This window comes from Marichromatium gracile (assembly GCF_004343155.1).
GTDB classification, from domain to species: Bacteria; Pseudomonadota; Gammaproteobacteria; order Chromatiales; family Chromatiaceae; genus Marichromatium; species Marichromatium gracile.
In genome coordinates this window covers 1-19,238 of record NZ_SMDC01000003.1, presented here as the reverse complement: position 1 = coordinate 19,238, position 19,238 = coordinate 1, and the positions used below count along the sequence as shown (strand labels likewise).

Annotated in this window: 16 protein-coding genes and 1 riboswitch; of the genes, 7 read left to right on the top strand and 9 right to left on the bottom strand. The window is 68.4% G+C overall.

Going from position 1 to position 19,238, the window contains the following annotated elements; translation table 11 throughout:
* Positions 1 to 13 precede the first annotated feature (13 nt).
* Positions 14 to 1,075, top strand: coding sequence for an alginate lyase family protein (locus tag EDC29_RS05630; RefSeq protein WP_123143150.1), 1,062 nt, complete (start codon positions 14 to 16; stop codon positions 1,073 to 1,075).
* Here EDC29_RS05630 and EDC29_RS05625 read toward each other — a convergent pair.
* The 3 genes from EDC29_RS05625 to EDC29_RS05615 are packed head-to-tail and all read right to left on the bottom strand — an operon-like array spanning position 1,072 to position 4,831.
* The gene (locus tag EDC29_RS05625; protein ID WP_132228956.1) at positions 1,072 to 2,295 is read right to left on the bottom strand and encodes a glycosyltransferase; all 1,224 of its coding nucleotides are present in this window, start codon (positions 2,293 to 2,295) and stop codon (positions 1,072 to 1,074) included. The genes EDC29_RS05630 and EDC29_RS05625 overlap by 4 nt on opposite strands.
* Positions 2,289 to 3,428 (bottom strand): glycosyltransferase, encoded by a 1,140-nt coding sequence (locus EDC29_RS05620; RefSeq protein WP_165913446.1) that lies wholly within the window; start codon positions 3,426 to 3,428, stop codon positions 2,289 to 2,291. Before EDC29_RS05620 ends, EDC29_RS05625 begins: the two co-directional genes overlap by 7 nt.
* On the bottom strand, positions 3,425 to 4,831 hold the full coding sequence (locus EDC29_RS05615) for an O-antigen ligase family protein (RefSeq protein ID WP_123143153.1): 1,407 nt from the start codon (positions 4,829 to 4,831) through the stop codon (positions 3,425 to 3,427). Before EDC29_RS05615 ends, EDC29_RS05620 begins: the two co-directional genes overlap by 4 nt.
* Positions 4,832 to 4,939: 108 nt before the next feature.
* Here EDC29_RS05615 and EDC29_RS05610 point away from each other — a divergent pair, with 108 nt between their 5' ends.
* Genes EDC29_RS05610 through EDC29_RS05600 form a run of 3 tightly spaced genes read left to right on the top strand, consistent with a single transcriptional unit; the run spans position 4,940 to position 8,692 of the window.
* Entirely contained in the window at positions 4,940 to 6,064 is a 1,125-nt protein-coding gene (locus tag EDC29_RS05610) for a hypothetical protein (RefSeq protein ID WP_123143154.1), read from the top strand.
* The gene (locus EDC29_RS05605) at positions 6,052 to 7,794 is read left to right on the top strand and encodes an asparagine synthase-related protein (RefSeq protein ID WP_132228952.1); all 1,743 of its coding nucleotides are present in this window, start codon (positions 6,052 to 6,054) and stop codon (positions 7,792 to 7,794) included. The genes EDC29_RS05610 and EDC29_RS05605 overlap by 13 nt, the downstream gene beginning before the upstream one ends.
* A 4-nt stretch (positions 7,795 to 7,798) precedes the next feature.
* Positions 7,799 to 8,692, top strand: a complete 894-nt coding sequence (locus EDC29_RS05600) for a glycosyltransferase (RefSeq protein ID WP_132228950.1) — start codon at positions 7,799 to 7,801, stop codon at positions 8,690 to 8,692.
* Positions 8,693 to 8,821: 129 nt separating this feature from the next.
* On the opposite strand, the gene phbB is transcribed toward EDC29_RS05600, so the two are convergent.
* The 4 genes from phbB to EDC29_RS05580 all read right to left on the bottom strand — a co-directional run bounded on the left by phbB (position 8,822) and on the right by EDC29_RS05580 (position 12,122).
* A complete protein-coding gene (gene phbB / locus EDC29_RS05595; protein ID WP_123139587.1) occupies positions 8,822 to 9,562 on the bottom strand; it encodes an acetoacetyl-CoA reductase in 741 nt (246 codons plus the stop codon).
* Positions 9,563 to 9,706: 144 nt separating this feature from the next.
* Complete coding sequence (locus EDC29_RS05590; RefSeq protein WP_123139588.1) at positions 9,707 to 10,072, bottom strand: phasin family protein; 366 nt, start codon at positions 10,070 to 10,072, stop codon at positions 9,707 to 9,709.
* A gap of 187 nt (positions 10,073 to 10,259) precedes the next feature.
* Complete coding sequence (gene phaR, locus EDC29_RS05585) at positions 10,260 to 10,742, bottom strand: polyhydroxyalkanoate synthesis repressor PhaR (RefSeq protein WP_062273069.1); 483 nt, start codon at positions 10,740 to 10,742, stop codon at positions 10,260 to 10,262.
* A 195-nt stretch (positions 10,743 to 10,937) separates the two neighbouring features.
* Entirely contained in the window at positions 10,938 to 12,122 is a 1,185-nt protein-coding gene (locus EDC29_RS05580) for an acetyl-CoA C-acetyltransferase (protein WP_123139589.1), read from the bottom strand.
* Between the two features lie 251 nt (positions 12,123 to 12,373).
* Between EDC29_RS05580 and phaE the strand changes: the two genes are divergently transcribed.
* A complete protein-coding gene (phaE, locus tag EDC29_RS05575; protein ID WP_132228948.1) occupies positions 12,374 to 13,438 on the top strand; it encodes a class III poly(R)-hydroxyalkanoic acid synthase subunit PhaE in 1,065 nt (354 codons plus the stop codon).
* Between the two features lie 59 nt (positions 13,439 to 13,497).
* Positions 13,498 to 14,565 (top strand): class III poly(R)-hydroxyalkanoic acid synthase subunit PhaC, encoded by a 1,068-nt coding sequence (locus EDC29_RS05570; protein WP_123139591.1) that lies wholly within the window; start codon positions 13,498 to 13,500, stop codon positions 14,563 to 14,565.
* Between the two features lie 267 nt (positions 14,566 to 14,832).
* On the opposite strand, the gene EDC29_RS05565 is transcribed toward EDC29_RS05570, so the two are convergent.
* On the bottom strand, positions 14,833 to 15,453 hold the full coding sequence (locus tag EDC29_RS05565; RefSeq protein ID WP_223806176.1) for a hypothetical protein: 621 nt from the start codon (positions 15,451 to 15,453) through the stop codon (positions 14,833 to 14,835).
* An 88-nt stretch (positions 15,454 to 15,541) separates the two neighbouring features.
* Positions 15,542 to 15,684: riboswitch (TPP riboswitch) on the top strand.
* A 181-nt stretch (positions 15,685 to 15,865) separates the two neighbouring features.
* Here EDC29_RS05565 and thiC point away from each other — a divergent pair.
* On the top strand, positions 15,866 to 17,758 hold the full coding sequence (thiC, locus tag EDC29_RS05560; RefSeq protein WP_123139593.1) for a phosphomethylpyrimidine synthase ThiC: 1,893 nt from the start codon (positions 15,866 to 15,868) through the stop codon (positions 17,756 to 17,758).
* A 104-nt stretch (positions 17,759 to 17,862) separates the two neighbouring features.
* Here the strand turns inward: thiC and EDC29_RS05555 are convergent, their stop codons facing one another.
* Complete coding sequence (locus tag EDC29_RS05555; RefSeq protein ID WP_132228946.1) at positions 17,863 to 18,993, bottom strand: DegT/DnrJ/EryC1/StrS family aminotransferase; 1,131 nt, start codon at positions 18,991 to 18,993, stop codon at positions 17,863 to 17,865.
* Between the last annotated feature and the right edge of the window lie 245 nt (positions 18,994 to 19,238).

Sequence of the window (19,238 nt, the reverse complement as noted above, 5' to 3'; positions counted from 1 at the left end):
GAGAGGGGGCCTCATGTCACGTCTCGTTCATCGCCTGCTGCTGGCATCCGTGCTGCTCGTCCCCGCCCTGCCCCGGGCCGCGCCACCGCCCGACATGGAGCGCCTCGCCGCCGGTCCCTGGATCGCGCGCGCGCGACTTGCCGAACTGCCGACCACGGGCGCGGCCTGGGAGGCGGTGCGCGATGATGCCGAGCGTCTGGTGCCCGACCCCGACCTCTCCGATCAGAACGACCCGAGCAACGTGCGGGTCTTCGCCAAGGCGCTGGTCCACGCCCGCACCGGCGACCCGCTGATGGCCGCGGCGGTGCGCCGCGCCTGTCTCGACATCATCGGCAGCGAGCAGGGCGCCAGCTCGCTCGCGCTCGGGCGCGAGCTGATGGCCTATGTCCTCGCCGCCGATCTGGTCGGCCTCACTGCGGAGCAGGACGCGCTGTTTCGCGACTGGCTGGCGCGGGTGCGCGACGTCCCGATGTCGGAGGGGCGGACCCTGCGCCAGACCCACGAGCGTCGTCCCAATGGCTGGGGCACCTATGCCGGCGCCACCCGGCTGGCGATCGCCGTCTATCTCGACGAGCCCGAGGAGATCGCCGAGGTCGCGCGCATCTTCCGCGGCTGGCTCGGCGACCGCGCCGCCTACGCCGACTTCCGCTACGGCGACCTCGACTGGCAGGCCGATCCGCGCCGCCCGGTCGGCATCAATCCCTCGGGCGCGCAGCGCGCGGGCCACAGCATCGACGGCGCGATCGCCGAGGGGCTGAGACGCAGCGGCCCCTTCGACTGGCCGCCACCGCACGAGAACTACATCTACTCCACCCTGCAGGGCGCGCTGGCCCAGGCGGTGATCCTCGAGCGCGCCGGCTACGACGTCTTCGCCTGGCAGGACCAGGCCCTGCTGCGCGCCTTCGAGTGGCTGCACCAGCAGGCCGACTTCCCCGCCGAGGGCGACGACACCTGGCAGCCGCACCTGATCAATCATTTCTATCACCGCGACTTCCCCGCCCCGGTGCCGAGCCGCCCGGGCAAGAACATCGGCTATACCGACTGGACCCACGCCGACTGGGCGCCGAGCGACTAGCCGGGTGAGGCGGCCAACGCGGCATGGAGCCGCGCGGCGTTGTCGGACAGATCGAACTCGGCGAGCACCCGCGCGCGCCCGGCGCGTGCCAGCGCGCGCGCCTCCTCTGGATGATCGGCCACCCGCGCCAGGGCCGCGGCGATCGCGGCCGGCTCGCCCGGCGCGGCCAACAAGCCGGTGCGCCCGTGCTCGACCAGTTCGGGGATCCCCGAGAGCCGGCTGGCCACCACCGGGCGCTCGACGGCCAGCGCCTCCATCAGCGACACCGGGATGCCCTCGCGCCGCCCCCGGGCGTCCTGCACGCTGGTCAACGCCACCACGTCACAATCGCGCAGACAGGCGGTGACCTCGGGCCGGGTGAGCTGGCCGAGGAAACGGACGCGCGGGGCGATCCCCAGCGCCCGGCACTCGGCCTCCAGCTCGGCGCGCAGCCGGCCGTCGCCGACCAGGGTCAGGGTCCAGTCCCGCCCCTCGGCCGCAAGCTGGGCGCAGGCCCGCAGCAGATGGACATGCCCCTTGACCCGGCGCAGCGAGGCGACGCAGAGGATGTGTAGCACCCCGTCGCCGGCATCGGCGCGCGGTGGCAGCGGGGCGAAGGCGCCGGTGTCGATACCGCAGTGGATCACCCGCAGCCGCTCGGCCCAGCGCGCGCCCACCCGCGCCAGGGTGAAGTCGCGGTTGTAGCGCGAGATCATCACCGCGAAGTCGGCACGACGCAGCTTCTCGGCGAGCATGGTCTGATCGACGTGGAGATCGCTGCCGTGCGCGGTGAAGCTGTAGCGCGCCCCGGTGAGCCGGTGCGCGATCCAGGCGGCGAGCGTCGGATGGGTACAGAAGTGCGCGTGCAGCCGACCGATGCCGCGACGCTCGGCCTCGTGGGCGATATAGACCGATTTGAGGAAGATCCCGGCCGCGCCCAGGGTGAAATTGCGGCTGGGTGCGACCCGCGCGAAGGTCTCGATCAGGGTGCGCAGATAGCGCCAGGGACGGCGCAGCGCCAGCGCCAGGTTGGCGCGCAGGATCGGCCCCGAGACGAAGCGGCTGTAGACCACCTCGGCGCGCAGGTGCGCCAGCTGCGGATGGGTGGCGCGCGGACGCTCGCGCAGCAGCGGAAAGAGGGTGATCTCGGCGCCCAGCGCCTCCAGCGCGAGCATCTCGTCGAGCACGAAGGTCTCGGTGAAGGTGGGGAAGCGCGAGACCAGATAGCCGACCCTCACCATTGGGTCACCCGCCGCCCGCGCAGGAAGTCGTACCAGCCCATCGCGATCCCGGCGTTGACGCACAGCGCCCAGGGGACGAGCGTCAGCACCCGCGGCCAGCGCCCGGGGTCACGATCGAGCCCGAGCGCCGCGACCAGCCCGAGCGCGCCCCCGAGCCCGCCCAGCGCCGCCAGCGCCAGCACCAGCCAGCCGCCGCCGTCGTGCAGCGCCAGCGCGAGCAGCGCCGCGAGCCCCAGCACCAGCGCCAGCGGAAAGGCGCGGCGCAACACCTTGTGCGCGATCAGCGCCAGCGCATAACGACCGTGGCGTCTTACCGAGAGCGCCTGCGGACAGTGGCGCAGGGCGTTGAGCCCGCGACAGACGATGCGCCGCTGACGCGCGAACACCCGGCGCAGGGTGCGCGCCGGCGGCGGCATCAGCGCCACCGCCTCGGGCACGAAGACGAAGCGCCGCCCGGCGCCGACGGCGCACAGCCCGACGAAGAGGTCGTCGACCACGCCTGCCGGGATCGGTCGGAACAGCACGCGCCGGATCGCCAGCAGGGTGCCGTTGCTCGCGGTGATCGAGCCCAGCCGGGCCATCTCGCGCGCCTTGAGCCGGCTCTCGTGGTCCCAGTAACGCGCCTGCATCAGCCCGTCCTCACGATCGACCGCGACACGCGCGCAGGCGGCGCCGACATCGGCCTCGGCGAAGACCGCGACCATCGCCGCCAGCGCACCGGGGGCGAGTCGGGCGTCGAGATCGGAGAACAGCAGCAACTCGCCCGCACTCGCCGCGACCGCGGCGTTGAGCGCGCCGTACTTGCCGCGACGCGGGTTGCGGAGCACCCGGCAATCGACCCCGGGCAGGTCGGGGAGTACTGGCAGGTCGGCGACCGGACCGTCGAGCGAGAGGATCAGCTCCAGCCGACCCGGACCCCAGCGCTGACCACGCAGCGAGTCGAGCTTGGCCGCGAGCGCCGCGCCCGAGCCGTGCACCGGGACGATCAGCGACACCGTCCCCGGCAATCCGCCGCCCAGCCTCGCGCCCGGCTCACGCTCGGGCAGCAGGGTCAGCAGCGCGGGCAGCGCCAGTAGCGCAGCGATGGCTATGGCGGCAGCGACAGACAGCAGGATGACGAGCGACACCGTCACCCCGTCCCCTCGTCCGCGACGCTGAGCGCGAAGCGCAGCCACAGCTGCGACACCCCGAGCGAGAGCAGCATGTACTTCTGGAACACGTCGCTGAACATCGCCATGTAGAGCAACAGAAAGAGGAAGGCGAGCAGATAGTGCAACACCTGCGCGGCATGATAGGGATCACCGCGCGCCAGCAACAGCCGACGCGCCAGCCAGAGGTTGCGCGCCGCCACCGCCAGCAGGCCGAGAAAGCAGATCAACCCCAGCACCCCGGTGCCGACCACCACCTCGAGATAGGTGTTGTGGGCAAAGCGACGATTGGTCGCGCCCTCGCGATCGAAACGCTGCGCCCAGTCGGTCTTGGCATAGAGTTCGCGGAAGGTGCCCGGGCCGTGCCCGATCAGCGGGCGCTGCTCGAAGGCATCGCCGGCCACCACCAGATAGGAGGCACGACGGTTGATCGAGCGGTCGGTGTCCGAGGCGGTGAGCGTCGCCTGACGCTCCCAGTAACCCTGCGGCACCAGCAGCAACGCCACCAGCAACGCCATCGCCCCGCCGGCGAACAGCAACCCGAGATGACGCGGACGCAGTCCGCGCGCATTGACCACCAGCAGCGTCGCCAGCAACAGCGCCGTCACCAGCCCGCCGCTGCGCGAGAAGCTCACCACCATGGCACCGAGGTTGATCGCCAGCAGCACCAGCGCCGCCAGCCGGACCAGTGGCCGACGGCCATGGGCCAGCCAGAACACCACGAAGGGCAACACGAAGATGATCAGCATCGCCAGATTGTTGGGGTCGCTGGTCACGCCGGTGCTGCGGGTGAAGTCGTCACCCACCTCGATCGCGAACCAGGACACACCGAACAGATAGCCGATCAGCGCGAACATCGAGCCGAGCGAGACCGAAGCGACGATCACCACCGGCAGCTGTCGCACCAGCGCGTGGGCATCGAGAAAGACCAGTACCAGGGCGAAGAAGGCCATCGCCACCAGGGTCAGCACCACCTGCTGACCGGCCTCCAGCGGATAGGCCGACCACAGCGTGGAGAACAGACTGACGGCGAGAAACAGCCCCCACCAGGGCCACAGATTGGAGCGCAGCAGGCCGACGGCCTGCTGCTCGCGAAGCAATCGCAACGCCAGCACCACGAGCAACACCAGCGCCAGCACCCAGTGGATCTTGACGTCCGCGAGCGGACCGCCGAGTTGGCGGAAGTTACCGAAGGGGATCAGGAAGACGATCGCGTAGAGCCCCCAGCTCGGCGCGCGCCCGAGCAGCACCAGGGCGCCGAGGGCGACCCCCGGGAGCAGCGCAAGCGCAGGCCAGGGGGTCCACAGCGGCAGCAGGGTCGCGACCACCATCAGCACGATGAAACCGCCCCACAGCGGGTTGGCGGCGGCTCTGCTCGATCGTCTCATCTCACCCTGCCCGTGGCGTTCGCCCAGACCCGCCGCCCGGCAAGGCCGGAGTCATGGTCGGTCACGCCCTGATGTATGCTGCAACCAGTTTGTCGTGGATGTCCTCGCATGACCGATCTCGAACTCGAGCTGCACCGACTGGTCCATGTTCGGCTGCAGCAGCTTTCCACAAGCCATGTCGCCGTGGTGCGCAAGCGGCTCGGCCACTTCCGGGTCGAGCCCACCGGGGGTGCGCCCGACGTCCTCTGCGCGCCGCTGCCGGAGAGCGCAGCCATGCTGCGCGAACTCACCCCGCGGGTCGCCCCTCAGCAGGTCTCCACGGTCTGGTTCGAGGGGCGGCGCGTCCTACTCTACAGCCATCGCGGCCATCCCGACCTGATCCTCGACCCGGGCACCCCGGTGCGCCTCCTGGTCTCGCGCCGCGCCGGGGCCATCAAGCGCTTCTACAACGCGCTGCTGTTCGCCATCCATCTTAGCGCGACCCGGCGCGGCGGGCTGCTGCTCCATGCCGCGGCGTTGCGCGATCCGCACGGTCGCACCGCACTCGTGCTCGGCCCCAGACGCAGCCGCAAGACCCACCTGACACTGGAGCTGCTCGATCGCGGCTGGGACTATCTCGCCGATGACAAGCTGCTGCTGCACCAGGGGCGGGCGCACCTGTTCGAACACCGCTTGGTCATCCGCCGCCATCATCTCAGCGCCCTGCCCTGGCTGGCGGAACGGCTGGACGGCCCCGACGCACCGCGAACGATCCGCTCGCAGCCGCTGCGGCGGCTGCTCGACCGGCTGCAGCACGTCGCCTCGCGAACGATCAGCGAAAAGCTGCAACCGCTGCTGCAACCCTTGATCAACCCCGCCTTCCCCCAGGACCTGACCAGACACCTGCCAAGCGCGCGGATCCTCTCCAGCGCCCGGCCCGACGCGCTCTTCGTGCTGGCCCCCGGGGAGCGGCAGGACTGCGCACCGCTCGCAGCGACGCGCCTGTTGCGCCAGCTGGTCGCCATCGAGCGGCTCTATCTGGGGGGCATGGGGCCGCTCGAGGCGATGAGCGACTACGCACATCCCGACCCGGACAGCGCCGATCTGACCACGCTGCTCGAGCGCAACCTCGCGGGTGTCCCCGGATTCGGTCTCGCGGTCGCGGAGCAGGCAAGTACGGCTGAACTCGCCGACCGACTGGCCCGCCGACTCGCCGACCTCGAACCGGAGACCACCACGCCATGTCCGGCCTGACGCTGCGCATCGACCCGGCGCAGCGGCTGCACCGACTCACACCCCGAGAGTCGGTGCTCGCCGCTCCCGGCGCGTCACTCGAGCTCGACCCGACGGCGAGCGAGCCGACGCGCAGCTGGGAGGATCATCGCACACGGGTATTGCTCGACGGTTGGATCGAGGGCTGCGACCACGCACCGCCACGACGCCTGATCGAGGCACTGCTCGACGAGGACTGGGCGGCGGCCGGCGCAACGTTGGAGACGCTCGACGGCGACTTCGTGCTGCTGATCCACGACAAGGCGAGCGAGCGCTGGCTGATCGTCAACGACCTGCTGGCACGCCGCCCGCTCTATCTGCTCGAGCGCCCCGGCGCCATCCTCGTCAGCCGAGACATCGCCCGCGCCGTCGCCGCCGACCCCGATCGCACCACCGACCCGCTGGGCGCCGCCGAGATGCTGCTGTTCGGTCACGGTCTGGGCGAGCGCACGCCGTGGCGCGCCATCGCCCTGCTCGCCCCGGCGACGCTGCTGCGGATCGACGCCGGGGCCAACACCGAGCGCCGCACCCTGGCGCGACTCAGCGTCGAGACGCCGCACAGCGACGCGAGCCTGAACCAACAGGCCGCGGTACTCGCCGATCACTTCATCACCGCCTGTGAGCGACTGAGCAGACGCGCCGACACGCCGGTGCTGGCGCTCAGCGGCGGGCTCGACTCGCGCACGGTGGCCGCCGGTCTCGCCGCCACCGGCACCCCCTTCAGCTGCGCGAGCATGGCGCGCGCCGGCTGGTATGCCGCGAGCGAACAACGGCTCGCCGCGACGGTCGCGCAACACCTCGATCGCCCCTGGCACTGCTTCGAGGTACCGCCCAGCACCGGCGCCGACTATCTGCGACTGTTGCAGATCAAGCAGGGACTCAACGACCTCGATCTCGCCTTCCACCTGCCCTTCTTCGATCACCTCCGCGCGCGCTACGGCAGCACGATGAGCTATGTCACCGGCGACGGCGGCGACAAGCTGCTGCCCGACCTCGGCGCCGGGCTGGCGCTGCGCGACGCGCGCGCGGCCTGTGACTACATCGTGGCGCGCCGCGGGCGCTTCACCCTCGATCAGTGCGCCGCCCTGACGGGACTGGAGCGCGCGGACCTGGAGCGCGCCCTGCGCGCGCACTTCGCCGCCTATCCAGAGGACGAGGGCAACGCCCTCCATGCCCGCTTCCTCATCCACGAGCGCGCCCGGCGCTGGCTGTTCGAGGGCGAGGACCGCAACCGTCACTGGTTCCCCAGCCTCACCCCCTTCTACTCACTGCCCTTCCTGCGCGCCGCCCTCGCCGCGCCGCGCGCGCTCAAGCGCGACTACCGGCTCTATCGCGCCCTGCTCGAACGGCTCGACCCGACGCTGGCCGCTCTACCCCGCGCCGGGGTCCCGGGGGCGCTGGGCTCGCCACGTTTTCTCATCCATCACCGCCTCGAGACGCTGGCCAAGGCGCACCCGCGACCGGCGCGCAGGCTCCAGCAGCTGATCCGACGCCGACGCGGCCTCGACCCGAGGGCACCGCTCATCGGGCTGCTGCGCCATCAGCTCGAACACTGCCCCGAGCTCGACCCGGGCGCCTGGCGGCCGCTCCTCGCCACCGCCGACCAGCGCCCCCGAGCACAATTGCTCGCCCTGCTCAACCTCGCCACCCAGCTCGACCCGGCGCGCGGCGCGACCGGGCTCGCCGCCTGGCGCGACCAACCCCTGCCCTGACCCGATGCCCGAGATCCTCGCCGAACACCCGCTGATCAGCGTCTACCTGCCGACCCGCAACCGCGCCGCGCTGCTGATGCGCGCGATCGACTCGGTACTCGCCCAGGACTATCCGCACCTGGAGCTGATCGTGGTCGACGACGCCTCGACCGATGACACCGCGGCGCGGATCGCGGCGCACCCGGCACGCGCGCGGCTGCGCTATCTGCGCCAGCCCGAGCCGGGCGGGGCCTGCGCCGCGCGCAATCGCGCCATCGCCGATGCGCGCGGCGCGCTGATCACCGGGCTCGACGACGACGACGCCTTCCTCCCAGGGCGGTTGAGCGGGCTGCTGGCACGCTTCGCCGAGGGGCAGTGGTCGTGCGTGAGCAGCTCCGTCCGCGAGCGCACCCCACGGGGCGACATCACCCGCCGGGTCGATGTCGGGCGGATCGACCTCGAGGCGATGCTCCATTACAACCGGCTGGGCAATCAGGTCCTCACCCGCACCGCGTGGCTGCGCGAGATCGGCGGCTTCGACCCGGCGCTGCCGGCACTGCAGGACTACGACACCTGGGTACGACTGGTGACGGCGCGCGGCGCCGCCTACCGCTTGCGCGAGGCGAGCTATGTGCAGTTCAAGGACCACGAGCTGGCACGCATCTCCGGGGATCGTACCCGGGTGCTCGAGGGACTGGGACGCTTCGTCGCCAAGCATCGCGACCAGCTCGCCCCGCGCCACCTCGACTCGCTCGAGATCCTGCGTCGCCGCCTCGCCGGCGAGACGCTACCGCCGGGCGACTTCCTCCGCCTGGTCAACCGCGGCAACCTCAAGGGCGCGCTGCCGCTGCTGATCAACACCACCCCGACACTCGCCGCACTCAAGCGACTCCTGGCGCTGCGCTACCGCGCGCGCTGATTCGGGCAGACAAAAAAAAGCCCGGCGCGGGGCCGGGCTGCAAACGTCTCATAGTGAGAGAGACGAGGAGGACTCTGTAGGACCATTGGGGTCCGGCATGGTGTTTTTTTCGCCGGACCTCGTCCGAATTCAGTGGATGAAGAGTCCGCCATTGACCGGCAGATTGGCGCCGGTGACATAGGCGGTCTCGTCGCTCGCGAGGAAGGCGACCGCGGCGGCGATCTCTTCGGGCTGCGCCATGCGGCGCATCGGGATACCGGAGATGATACTCTCGCGGACCTCGTCCTTCATTGCCAGGGTCATGGCAGTCTCGACATAACCGGGCGAAACCGTGTTCACGGTCACACCCTTGGCGGCCCCTTCCTGAGCCAGCGCCATGGTGAAGCCGTGCATGCCGGCCTTGGCCGCCGAGTAGTTGGTCTGACCGAACTGACCCTTTTGGCCATTCACCGACGAGATGTTGATGATACGCCCGAAACCGCGCTCGAGCATGCCTTCCCAGAGCGGCTTGGTGACATTGAAGACGCTCTTGAGGTTGATGTCGAGGACGGCGTTCCAGTGCTCCGGCTCCATCCGCTTGAAGGTCTTGTCGCGGGTGATGCCGGCGCAATTGACGAGGATGTCGACCGGACCATGACGCTCGGCGATCGCTGCGGCCATCCGTGCGCAGTCCTCGGGATCGGCCACGTCGGCGGCGATGGTGTCGAACTCCAACCCCTCGGCGGCGCGCTCGCGCTTCCAGGTCTCGGCGACCTCGGTCTCGGCGGGATGGTGGTTGGCGATCACCACGCAGCCATCGGCGGCGAGGCGCTTGCAGATGGCGGTCCCGATACCGCCGATACCACCGGTGACGAGCGCAATACGAGACATATCTGTTTCCTCCTCAGGTCTTGTCGTCGTTCGGGTCCGCCCCGTCTCGGGGCGGACCCGCATCCTTCATCCACAACGCCCCGGCACTCCGGCCGGGGTCATTGTCAATGGCGGTCCGGTACTGGACCGCGCGGTCTGCGGACGTCAGCTCGCGGCCACGCCCTTGCGCACGTCGGCGCCGATCTCGGCCATGTTCTTCTCGAGCCAGGTGCGATACTCCTCGCGGGTCTCGCCGAGCACCTGCATGGTGGCCTTGCTCTCGTCCATCATACGCTCGGTCAACGCCTTGGTCGCCTCGACCTGGCCCTTGAAGAACTCATTGTACCCCTTCGACTCGGTGGCAAGCGTCATCAGCCGCATCGAGTGGTCCATGTAGAGGTTCAGCGCGTCCATCTGACGGCTGGCGAGCTTCTCGAAGATACTGACGTTGAGTTCACCGAGGCTGGTCATGCGATCCATGCCCTTGGTGGTCATGTCGTTGAAGGTCTTGAAGGTTTCGTTCGTGCTCATGGGTCATCTCCGAAGGTTTGTGCGTTGCAGCATTTGTTGCAGTGCACAATAGACCCCGTACACGGAAGCGTCAATGAAGATTTTTTAATCTTCAGCATTGACGAAATTCAATCTTCGGGGATGGCGCGACACCGACGCCGCGCTGAGGCACGCCCGTGGACCGGGCGCGATCGGCAAGGCAGGCGGATCAGTCGCTGTCGTCGGGGGGCTTGGGCTTGTCGCGATCACGACCGAGATCGAAGCCGGCGCTCCGCATGAACTCGCGCTGCAGCTCGCCCCACAGCTCGACGTTCTGCTGCGCCATGCGGGTCATGGTGTCGAGCGGGGTATCGGCCCACGACTGGGTCAGCTCCTGCTGCTGCCTGGCGAACACGTCCAGCGCGCCCTCGAGATAGCGCGCAAAGGTGCCCTGCAGGGTGCCGCCATAGAAGCGGATGATCTGCGCCAGCATGTTGGCGCTGAACAGCGGCTCGCCGCCGCTCTCCTCTTCGAGCATGATCTGCAACAGGATCGCCCGGGTGATGTCGGTATCGTTGGCGGTGTCGAACACCTTGAAGGGGACGCCGCCCATCACCAGGGCACGGACGTCGGCCAAGGTGATGTAACGACTGATCTCGGTGTCGTAGAGGCGCCGGTTGGGGTACTTCTTGATGATGCGCGATTTGTCCATTGACACCTGTCGCCGGTTCGGCGATCTGCGATTGGCTGGAGACTGAGGCGGCCGAACCGCTCCGGGTCATCGGAATGGTCGCCGGCGATATCGGCGACCGGTGTTGCGCACACAGTTTACCCTAGTCATCGACGACTGGCTGCCACTGCGCCCTCGCTCGCCCCGGGCGGCGTTCACCCGGAGCGAGCGAGGGGTTCAGACGCGCTCGACGGCCAGCGCAACCCCCTGACCACCGCCGATGCACAGGGTCGCCAGACCCTTGCGGGCCTCGCGCCGACGCATCTCGTAGAGCAGGCTGACCAGCACCCGGGCGCCGGAGGCGCCGATCGGATGACCGAGCGCGATCGCCCCGCCGTTGACGTTGACCTTGTCGAGATCCCAGCCCATCTCCTGGTTGACCGACATCGCCTGGGCGGCGAAGGCCTCGTTGGCCTCGATCAGGTCGAGTTCGGCCGGGGTCCAGCCCGCCTTCTCCAGGCACTTGTTGGAGGCCGGGATGGGACCGGTCCCCATGATCTTGGGGTCGACGCCGGCGCTGGCGAAGGCGACCAGTCGCGCCATCGGGGTCAGCCCCAGCGCCGCGGCGGTCGATGCCCGCATCACCACCACCATCGCCGCGCCATCGTTGATCCCCGAGGCATTGCCGGCGGTCACCGTCCCCTCGCGATCGAAGGCCGGGCGCAGCCGCCCGAGCTTCTCGGCGGTGGTGCCGGCGCGCGGGAACTCGTCACGGTCGAAGACCAGCGGCTCGCCCTTGCGCTGCGGGATGCTCACCGGAACGATCTCGTCGGTGAAGCGCCCGGCCTCGATCGCCGCCTCGGCCTTGCGCTGCGAGTCGGCGGCGAAGGCGTCCTGCGCCTCGCGGGTGAAACCGTACTGCCTGGCGATGTTCTCCGCGGTCATGCCCATGTGGCACTGATCGAAGGCGTCGGTCAGTCCATCGACCAGCATGGTGTCCTTGAGCTTCCAGTCACCCATGCGCTGGCCGTCGCGCGAGCGCGGCAGCACGTGCGGCGACTGGCTCATGCTCTCCTGTCCACCGGCGATCACGACCTCGGCGTCGCCACAGGCGACCGCCTGCATCGCCAGGTGGACGGCCTTGAGACCACTGCCGCAGACCTTGTTGATGGTCATCGCCGACACCCCATGCGGCAGCCCGGCATTGAGCGCGGTCTGGCGCGCCGGGTTCTGTCCGACGCCGGCGGCGAGCACCTGACCGAGCACCACCTCGTCGACCCGCTGCGGATCGAGTCCGGTGCGCGCCAGCAGTGCCTTGAGCACGACCGTGCCCAGTTCCGTGGCCGGCAGGGAGGAGAGACTGCCGCCGAAGTTGCCGACGGCGGTACGTCCGGCGTCGACAATGACGATATCTTCACTCATCGTGTATACGCTCTCTCGCTTGGATTGATCGATTAGGTCGGGCGAATGGTTGTGAATACCGGCAACCGCCGGTCGAAGCACCGTTGCGCAATGACCGCCGGATTGCAACCCCCGCGAGCCTGTACTATCCGGTTCAGGACACGAGGCGATGCGCCGGTCCGGTTTCAAAGGGGATTCTACGCACCTTTGTTGCAGTGCACAAATCAGCATGCTAACGTTCGTTCAAACCCGATCCTGAGGAAGGCAATAGCATGAGTAAGGGCATCTTTTTCGACGATGACTGGCTCGAACTGCAGCGCAAGTACTGGGATGGCTGGACCGAGATGAGCCGCAAGGCGATGGGCGCGACGGAACACGCCAAGCCGACCAACGCCTGGTCGGAGGCGGTCGAGCAATGGTGGCGGGCGATGTCGCCCGCGGCCCCGGACAACACCCGCGCCTTCATGGACAAGCTGATCGAACAGGGTCAGACCCTGTTCGGGTTGGGTGAACAGTTCGTCAACGGTGGTGGCGACAGCAAAGACCCGATGAGCACCTGGCTCAAGGCCATGGAGGAGATGCAGCGGCGCTTCAGCGGCGGTCTCGACGGCGGCAACGAGGCGATGCAGCGGATGAGCGCGTTCTGGGAGCTGCCGCTCGACAACTGGCAGCGGATGATGTCCTCGCTCTCGCCGGTCCCCGGCGACTTCCTGCGCAACATGCCACACGACCAGCTCAGGGACCGTCTCGATCAGGCGCTCTCGGCGCCGGGGCTCGGCTACACCCGCGAGGAGCAGGCACAGTACCAGGAGCTACTGCGCTGCTCGATGGACTATCAGTCGGCACTGCAGGAATACACCGGGTTCTACAGCCGGCTCGGGATGAAGTCGGTCGAGCGCATGGGCAGCTTCATCCAGGGCGTGGTCGAGTCCGGCAAGAGCATCGATTCGGCCCGCGCGCTCTACGACAACTGGGTGGGGTGCTGCGAGAGCGTCTATGCCGAGGAGGTCGCCACCCCCGAGTACGCGCGCATCCACGGTCGGCTGATCAACGCCCAGATGCGGTTCAAGAAGCGCATGTCGGTGATCGTCGACGAGAACCTCGGCGCACTGAACATGCCCACCCGCAGCGAGCTGCGCACCCTGCAGGACCGGCTGCAGGAGACCCGCCGTGAGAACAAGCAGCTGCGCTGCCGCCTGCACCAGCTCGAGAAGCGGGTGGAGGCCGCGCTCGGCGAGCCGGCGAAGGAGCCGGCCACCGCGCTCAAGCGCACCCCGGCGACGCGCAAGACCACGGCGCGCAAGAAGACCACCGCCAAACCGACCACGAGCAGCTGACCGAGTCGCCCCGCCGACGCAGCCGCGCGCACCCGCCGCACACTGAGAGGAACGAGATCGTGATCCCCATCGATATCCGACCCGACAAGCTCGCCCAGGAGATGCTCGACTACAATCGCAAGCTCGGCCAGGGCATGGAGAACCTGATCAGCGCCGGCGAGATCGACACCGGCGTGACCCCCAAGGAGGCGGTCTATCAGGAGGACAAGCTGACCCTCTACCGCTATCAGGCACCTGAGGGCACGGCGCGCCAACCGATCCCGCTGCTGGTGGTCTACGCCCTGGTCAACCGCCCCTACATGACCGACATCCAGGAGGATCGCTCGACCATCAAGGGGCTGCTCGCCACCGGGCAGGACGTCTATCTGATCGACTGGGGCTATCCCGATCAGGCCGATCGCGCGCTGACCCTCGACGACTACATCAACGGCTATATCGACCGCTGCGTCGACCACATCCGCGAGACCCACGACATCGACCGCGTCAACATCCTCGGCATCTGCCAGGGCGGCGCCTTCAGCCTGATGTACACCTCGCTCCACCAGGACAAGGTCAACAACCTGGTCACCATGGTCACCCCGGTCGACTTCCAGACCCCGGACAACCTGCTCTCGGCCTGGGTGCAGGACGTCGATGTCGACCTCGCCGTCGACACCATGGGCAACATCCCGGGCGAGCTGCTCAACTGGACCTTCCTCTCGCTCAAGCCGTTCAGCCTGACCGGGCAGAAATACATCAACATGGTCGACCTGCTCGACGACCCGCGCAAGGTGAAGAACTTCCTGCGCATGGAGAAGTGGATATTCGACAGCCCCGATCAAGCCGGCGAGACCTTCCGCCAGTTCATCAAGGACTTCTACCAGCGCAACGGCTTCATCAACGGCGGCGTGCGGATCGGCGAGGACGAGATCGATCTGGCCCGGATCAGCTGCCCGGTGCTCAACATCTACGCCCTGCAGGACCACCTGGTGCCGCCGGATGCCTCACGCGCGCTCAAGGGCCTGGTCGGCAGCGAGGACTACACCGAGCTGGCCTTCCCCGGCGGCCACATCGGCATCTATGTCAGCGGCAAGGCGCAGAAGGAAGTCACCCCGGCGATCGGCGACTGGCTCAACGCCCGGACCTGAGTCACCGCCATCGAGCGCGACAGGCACCCTTCTGAACAGGGGCCTGTCGCGGCTGGCGGCGGATCGCTGGCGTCGCGTCGGTTGGGTTGCCGCCTTTCGGCACCCCAACGCCAGCGTCAGCGCCTGCCGACGGCGCCGGTGCAGAAACCAATGGACTCGCACACACGCCCCGGCCTCAGCCGCACATCTTCGCCCCCTTAGCGTGCTGTGGGGCTTTGCGGTTCAACCCCGCGACTGGCGAATGGCGACTGGCGAATGGCGACTGATTCAACCCTGGACATAGAAGTAACGCCAGCTCAGGCCACTGGCCCGAGTCAACAGATCGAGCAGCGCCGGGGTCGGCACCGCCTCGCCGGGGAACACCGCCTCGACCTCCACGAAGGTCCGCCCGAACCCGCCCCGTCGCCCCCAGTCCCACCCCCAGGGTGGTCGGACCACACCACAACCGTCGCAACGCCAACCGCTGCGCGGCTGGCTGTGCCACAACTCCAGTCGACGCGGCCAGTCCTCCAGCCGCGAGCGGCATTCATGACAGCGCGGCGCCCGGGTGTTGTGCCCCAGGCAGGGGCGCGCCCGCGCACTCGGGCGCGGGATCCCGACCCGGCACCAGGGCCCCTCGCCCTCACCCGTCGGATCGATCCGCACCGCGCAACCGGCAAAGCTCACCAGCGCCAGGAAATCATCACCGACCCGGTAGATCGGTCGCCCCGGCCACAGCGGCGCACCGATGAAGCCGGCCTCGGTCAGTTGACCGACCAACAGCCGCATCCCTGGACGACCACGCGGATCGGTCGGGGTCAGCACCAGCCGACCGACACCGGCAGCGGGGCGCGATCCGTTGGCCGCGGCGTGAACGTGGGGGACAGCGGCGGATTCTCGATCAAGCATGGCACGACCCTCCAGAGATGGCGAAATCACGGCAACCGCGTGAATTCGCGGTTGAAATCATGGCGTCCTTTCTATAGCTTCGAGTGACATTCACTGCTGGGGGTGTCCGCGCCGATTCGCGGGCGGCGACCGCGAGATCCGCGGCGCGCGCCGGGGCCGGAACGGGCTGAGAAGAGACCCTTCGAACCTGACCCGGATCATGCCGGCGCAGGAAAGCAGGCAATGGAGCCGACGGCGATCCTGCGGCACCCCACCCGGTGCCCGCGCCCGACCCGCTCCCACCATGCCGCACACCTGCCCGACGGCGCTCGCCAACATCCATGCGGCGCATCGAGGTCGACCCGCAGCCCATGCTGGCCGAGCCAGCAATCGCGTGGAGCCCAGCGCCCCGCTCCAGTCCTGAGGAAACCCGATGAGCGCCATTCCAGAAGACTTCGTCCACAAGACCGCGCAACTCTCCGAGGCCGCGACCCGCCCCTTCCCGAATTCGCGCAAGGTCTATGTCACCGGCTCGCGTCCCGATCTGCGCGTGCCCATGCGCGAGGTCGCCCAGAGTCCGACGCTCACCAGCGGCGAGCCGGAGGAGAATCCGCCGATCCCGGTCTACGACACCTCGGGGCCCTATACCGACCCGGATGCCAGCATCGATCTGATGGCCGGCCTGCCCGATCTGCGTTCGGGCTGGATCGAGGCGCGGGGCGACACCGAGCAGCTCGACGGTCCGACCTCGGCCTTCGGTCGCGCCCGTCAGAGTGATCCAGCGCTGGCCCACCTGCGTTTCGAACATCTGCGTACCCCCCGCCGCGCTAAGCCCGGCCAGACCATCACCCAGATGGCCTATGCCCGCCGCGGCATCATCACCCCGGAGATGGAGTTCGTCGCCATCCGCGAGAACATGCGGCTCGACGAACTGCGCGCCGATCCGCGCTATGCCAAGCTGCTGCGCCAGCACCCCGGCAACGCCTTCGGCCAGCCGCTGCCCGAGCAGATCACCCCGGAGTTCGTGCGCGATGAGGTGGCGCGCGGTCGCGCGGTGATCCCGGCCAACATCAACCACCCTGAGGTGGAGCCGATGATCATCGGTCGCAACTTCCGGGTGAAGATCAACACCAATATCGGTAACTCGGCCACCACCTCATCGATCGAGGAAGAGGTCGAGAAGATGGTGTGGTCGGCGCGCTGGGGTGGCGACACCCTGATGGACCTGTCGACCGGCAAGAACATCCACGAGACCCGCGAGTGGATCCTGCGCAACTCGCCGGTGCCGATCGGCACCGTGCCCATCTACCAGGCGCTGGAGAAGGTCGATGGCCGTCCCGAGGAGCTGACCTGGGAGCTGGTGCGCGACACCCTGATCGAGCAGGCCGAGCAGGGCGTCGACTACTTCACCATCCACGCCGGGCTGCTGCTGCGCTACATCCCGCTGACCGCCGATCGGGTCACCGGCATCGTCTCGCGTGGCGGCTCGATCCTCGCCAAGTGGTGTCTGGCGCACCACCAGGAGAACTTCCTCTACACCAACTTCGAGGAGCTGTGCGAGATCCTGCGCACCTATGACGTCGCCGTCAGCCTCGGCGACGGGCTGCGTCCGGGCTCGCTCGCCGACGCCAACGACCGCGCCCAGTTCGCCGAGCTCGAGACCCTCGGCGAGCTGACCAAGCGCGCCTGGGAGCACGACGTGCAGGTGATGATCGAGGGCCCCGGTCACGTGCCGCTACAGATGATCCAGGAGAACGTCACCAAGGAGCTGGTCGACTGCTTCGAGGCGCCCTTCTACACCCTCGGCCCGCTGATCACCGACATCGCGCCGGCCTACGACCACATCACCTCGGGTATCGGCGCGGCCAACATCGGCTGGTACGGCACCGCCATGCTCTGCTACGTCACCCCCAAGGAACACCTCGGCCTGCCCGACAAGGAGGACGTGCGCAGCGGCATCATCACCTACAAGATCGCCGCCCACGGCGCCGATCTCGGCAAGGGCCTACCGGGCGCGCAGATCCAAGACAACGCGCTGAGCAAGGCGCGCTTCGAGTTCCGCTGGGAGGATCAGTTCAACCTCTCGCTCGATCCCGAGCGCGCGCGCGAGTTCCACGACCGCACCCTGCCGCACGATTCGCACAAGGTCGCCCACTTCTGCTCGATGTGCGGACCGCACTTCTGTTCGATGAAGATCACCCAGGACGTGCGCGAATACGCCAACAGCCAGAAGATCGAGGACCTCGACCGGGCGGTCGAGAGCGGCATGCAGGAGAAGGCCCGCGAGTTCCGCGAGGCCGGCGCCGAGCTCTACAAGGAGGTCTGAGCCCGACGCCTGCCCGCCCCATTGCGGGGCGGGCGCCCGATCCGCCGCGCACGGACCGGGGTTCATACCCTTCCCCCCGGCGATCACCGCCGGGGTCGGTTCACTCAGCCCTCGAGGCCGCAGGCCTCGGCCACCGCCTCGACCACCTCGAGCTGCACCTCTTCGGTGAGATAGGGGTGCATCGGCAGGCTGATCACACGCTCGGCCACCTCGGCACTGACCGGTGTCGCCGGAGCTCCCGGGACATGGAACACCGGCTGCTCGTTGAGCGGCACCGGATAGTGCACCGCGGTGGGGATGTCGCGCGCCTTGAGTGCCTCGGCCACCGCCTCGCGATCCGCCACCTGCAGGGTGTACTGGGCATAGACCGAGGTGTTGTCGGGAGCGATCGAGGGGGTCAGCACACCGCTCTCGCCGGGCTCGGCGGTCGTTCCCGCGCCGCGCGCGCGCAGCAGTTCGCTGTAGCGTGCACCCAGTCGACCACGGGCCTCGACCTCATCGGGGAAGATCGCCAGCTTGGACTGCAGCACCGCCGCCTGCATGGTGTCGAGACGACCATTGATGCCGAGACGCGGATGGTAGTAACGACGCGACTGGCCGTGATTGCGCACCTCGCGCAGCTGGCGCGCCAGATCGGCATCATTGGTGAAACAGGCACCCGCATCGCCATAGGCGCCGAGCGGCTTGGCCGGGAAGAAGGAGGTGCAACCGATGGTCGAGAGTCCACAGGAGCGCTTGCCCTTGTAGGTCGCGCCGAAGCTCTGCGCCGCGTCCTCGATCACCGCCAGATTATGTGCCTCGGCCACGGCATTGACCGCATCCATGTCGGCGCACTGGCCATAGAGCGAAACCGGCATGATCGCACGGGTACGGCCGGTGATCGCATCCTCCAGCGCATTGGGATCGATGTTATAGGTCACCGGGTCGATGTCGACGAACACCGGGCGGGCACCGAGCAGAGCGATCATCTCGGCGGTGGCGATGAAGGTGAAGGGACTGGTGATGACCTCGTCACCACGCCCGATCTCGAGCGCCATCATCGCCGCGAGCAGCGCATCGGTCCCACTCGACAGCCCGACGCAGTGCTCGACCCCGACAAAGGTCGCAAGCTCTTCCTCGAGCGCCTGGACCTCGGGGCCCATGATGTACTGACCGTGACTCAGAACCGCGTCGATACGGCTCCGAACGTCCTGCTCGATGCGCGCGTACTGCGTTTTCAGATCGATGAATTGCATTCAACTCGCCTTTGATTTCGGGTGCAGAAGGACCAGTTCACCGCGCCGGTGCTACCCTCGAATGGCTCTGCACGGCAACGGCAGGCATCACGGCACGGGCGATTGATCGTTGTGCTTGAATCCTAACCCAATTGCGTGACGAGGGTAACGAGCGGCCAGCGGCCAGCGGCCAGCGGCCAGCGGCCAGCGGCCAGCGGCCAGCGGCCAGCGGCCAGCGGCCAGCGGCCAGCGGCCAGCGGCCAGGA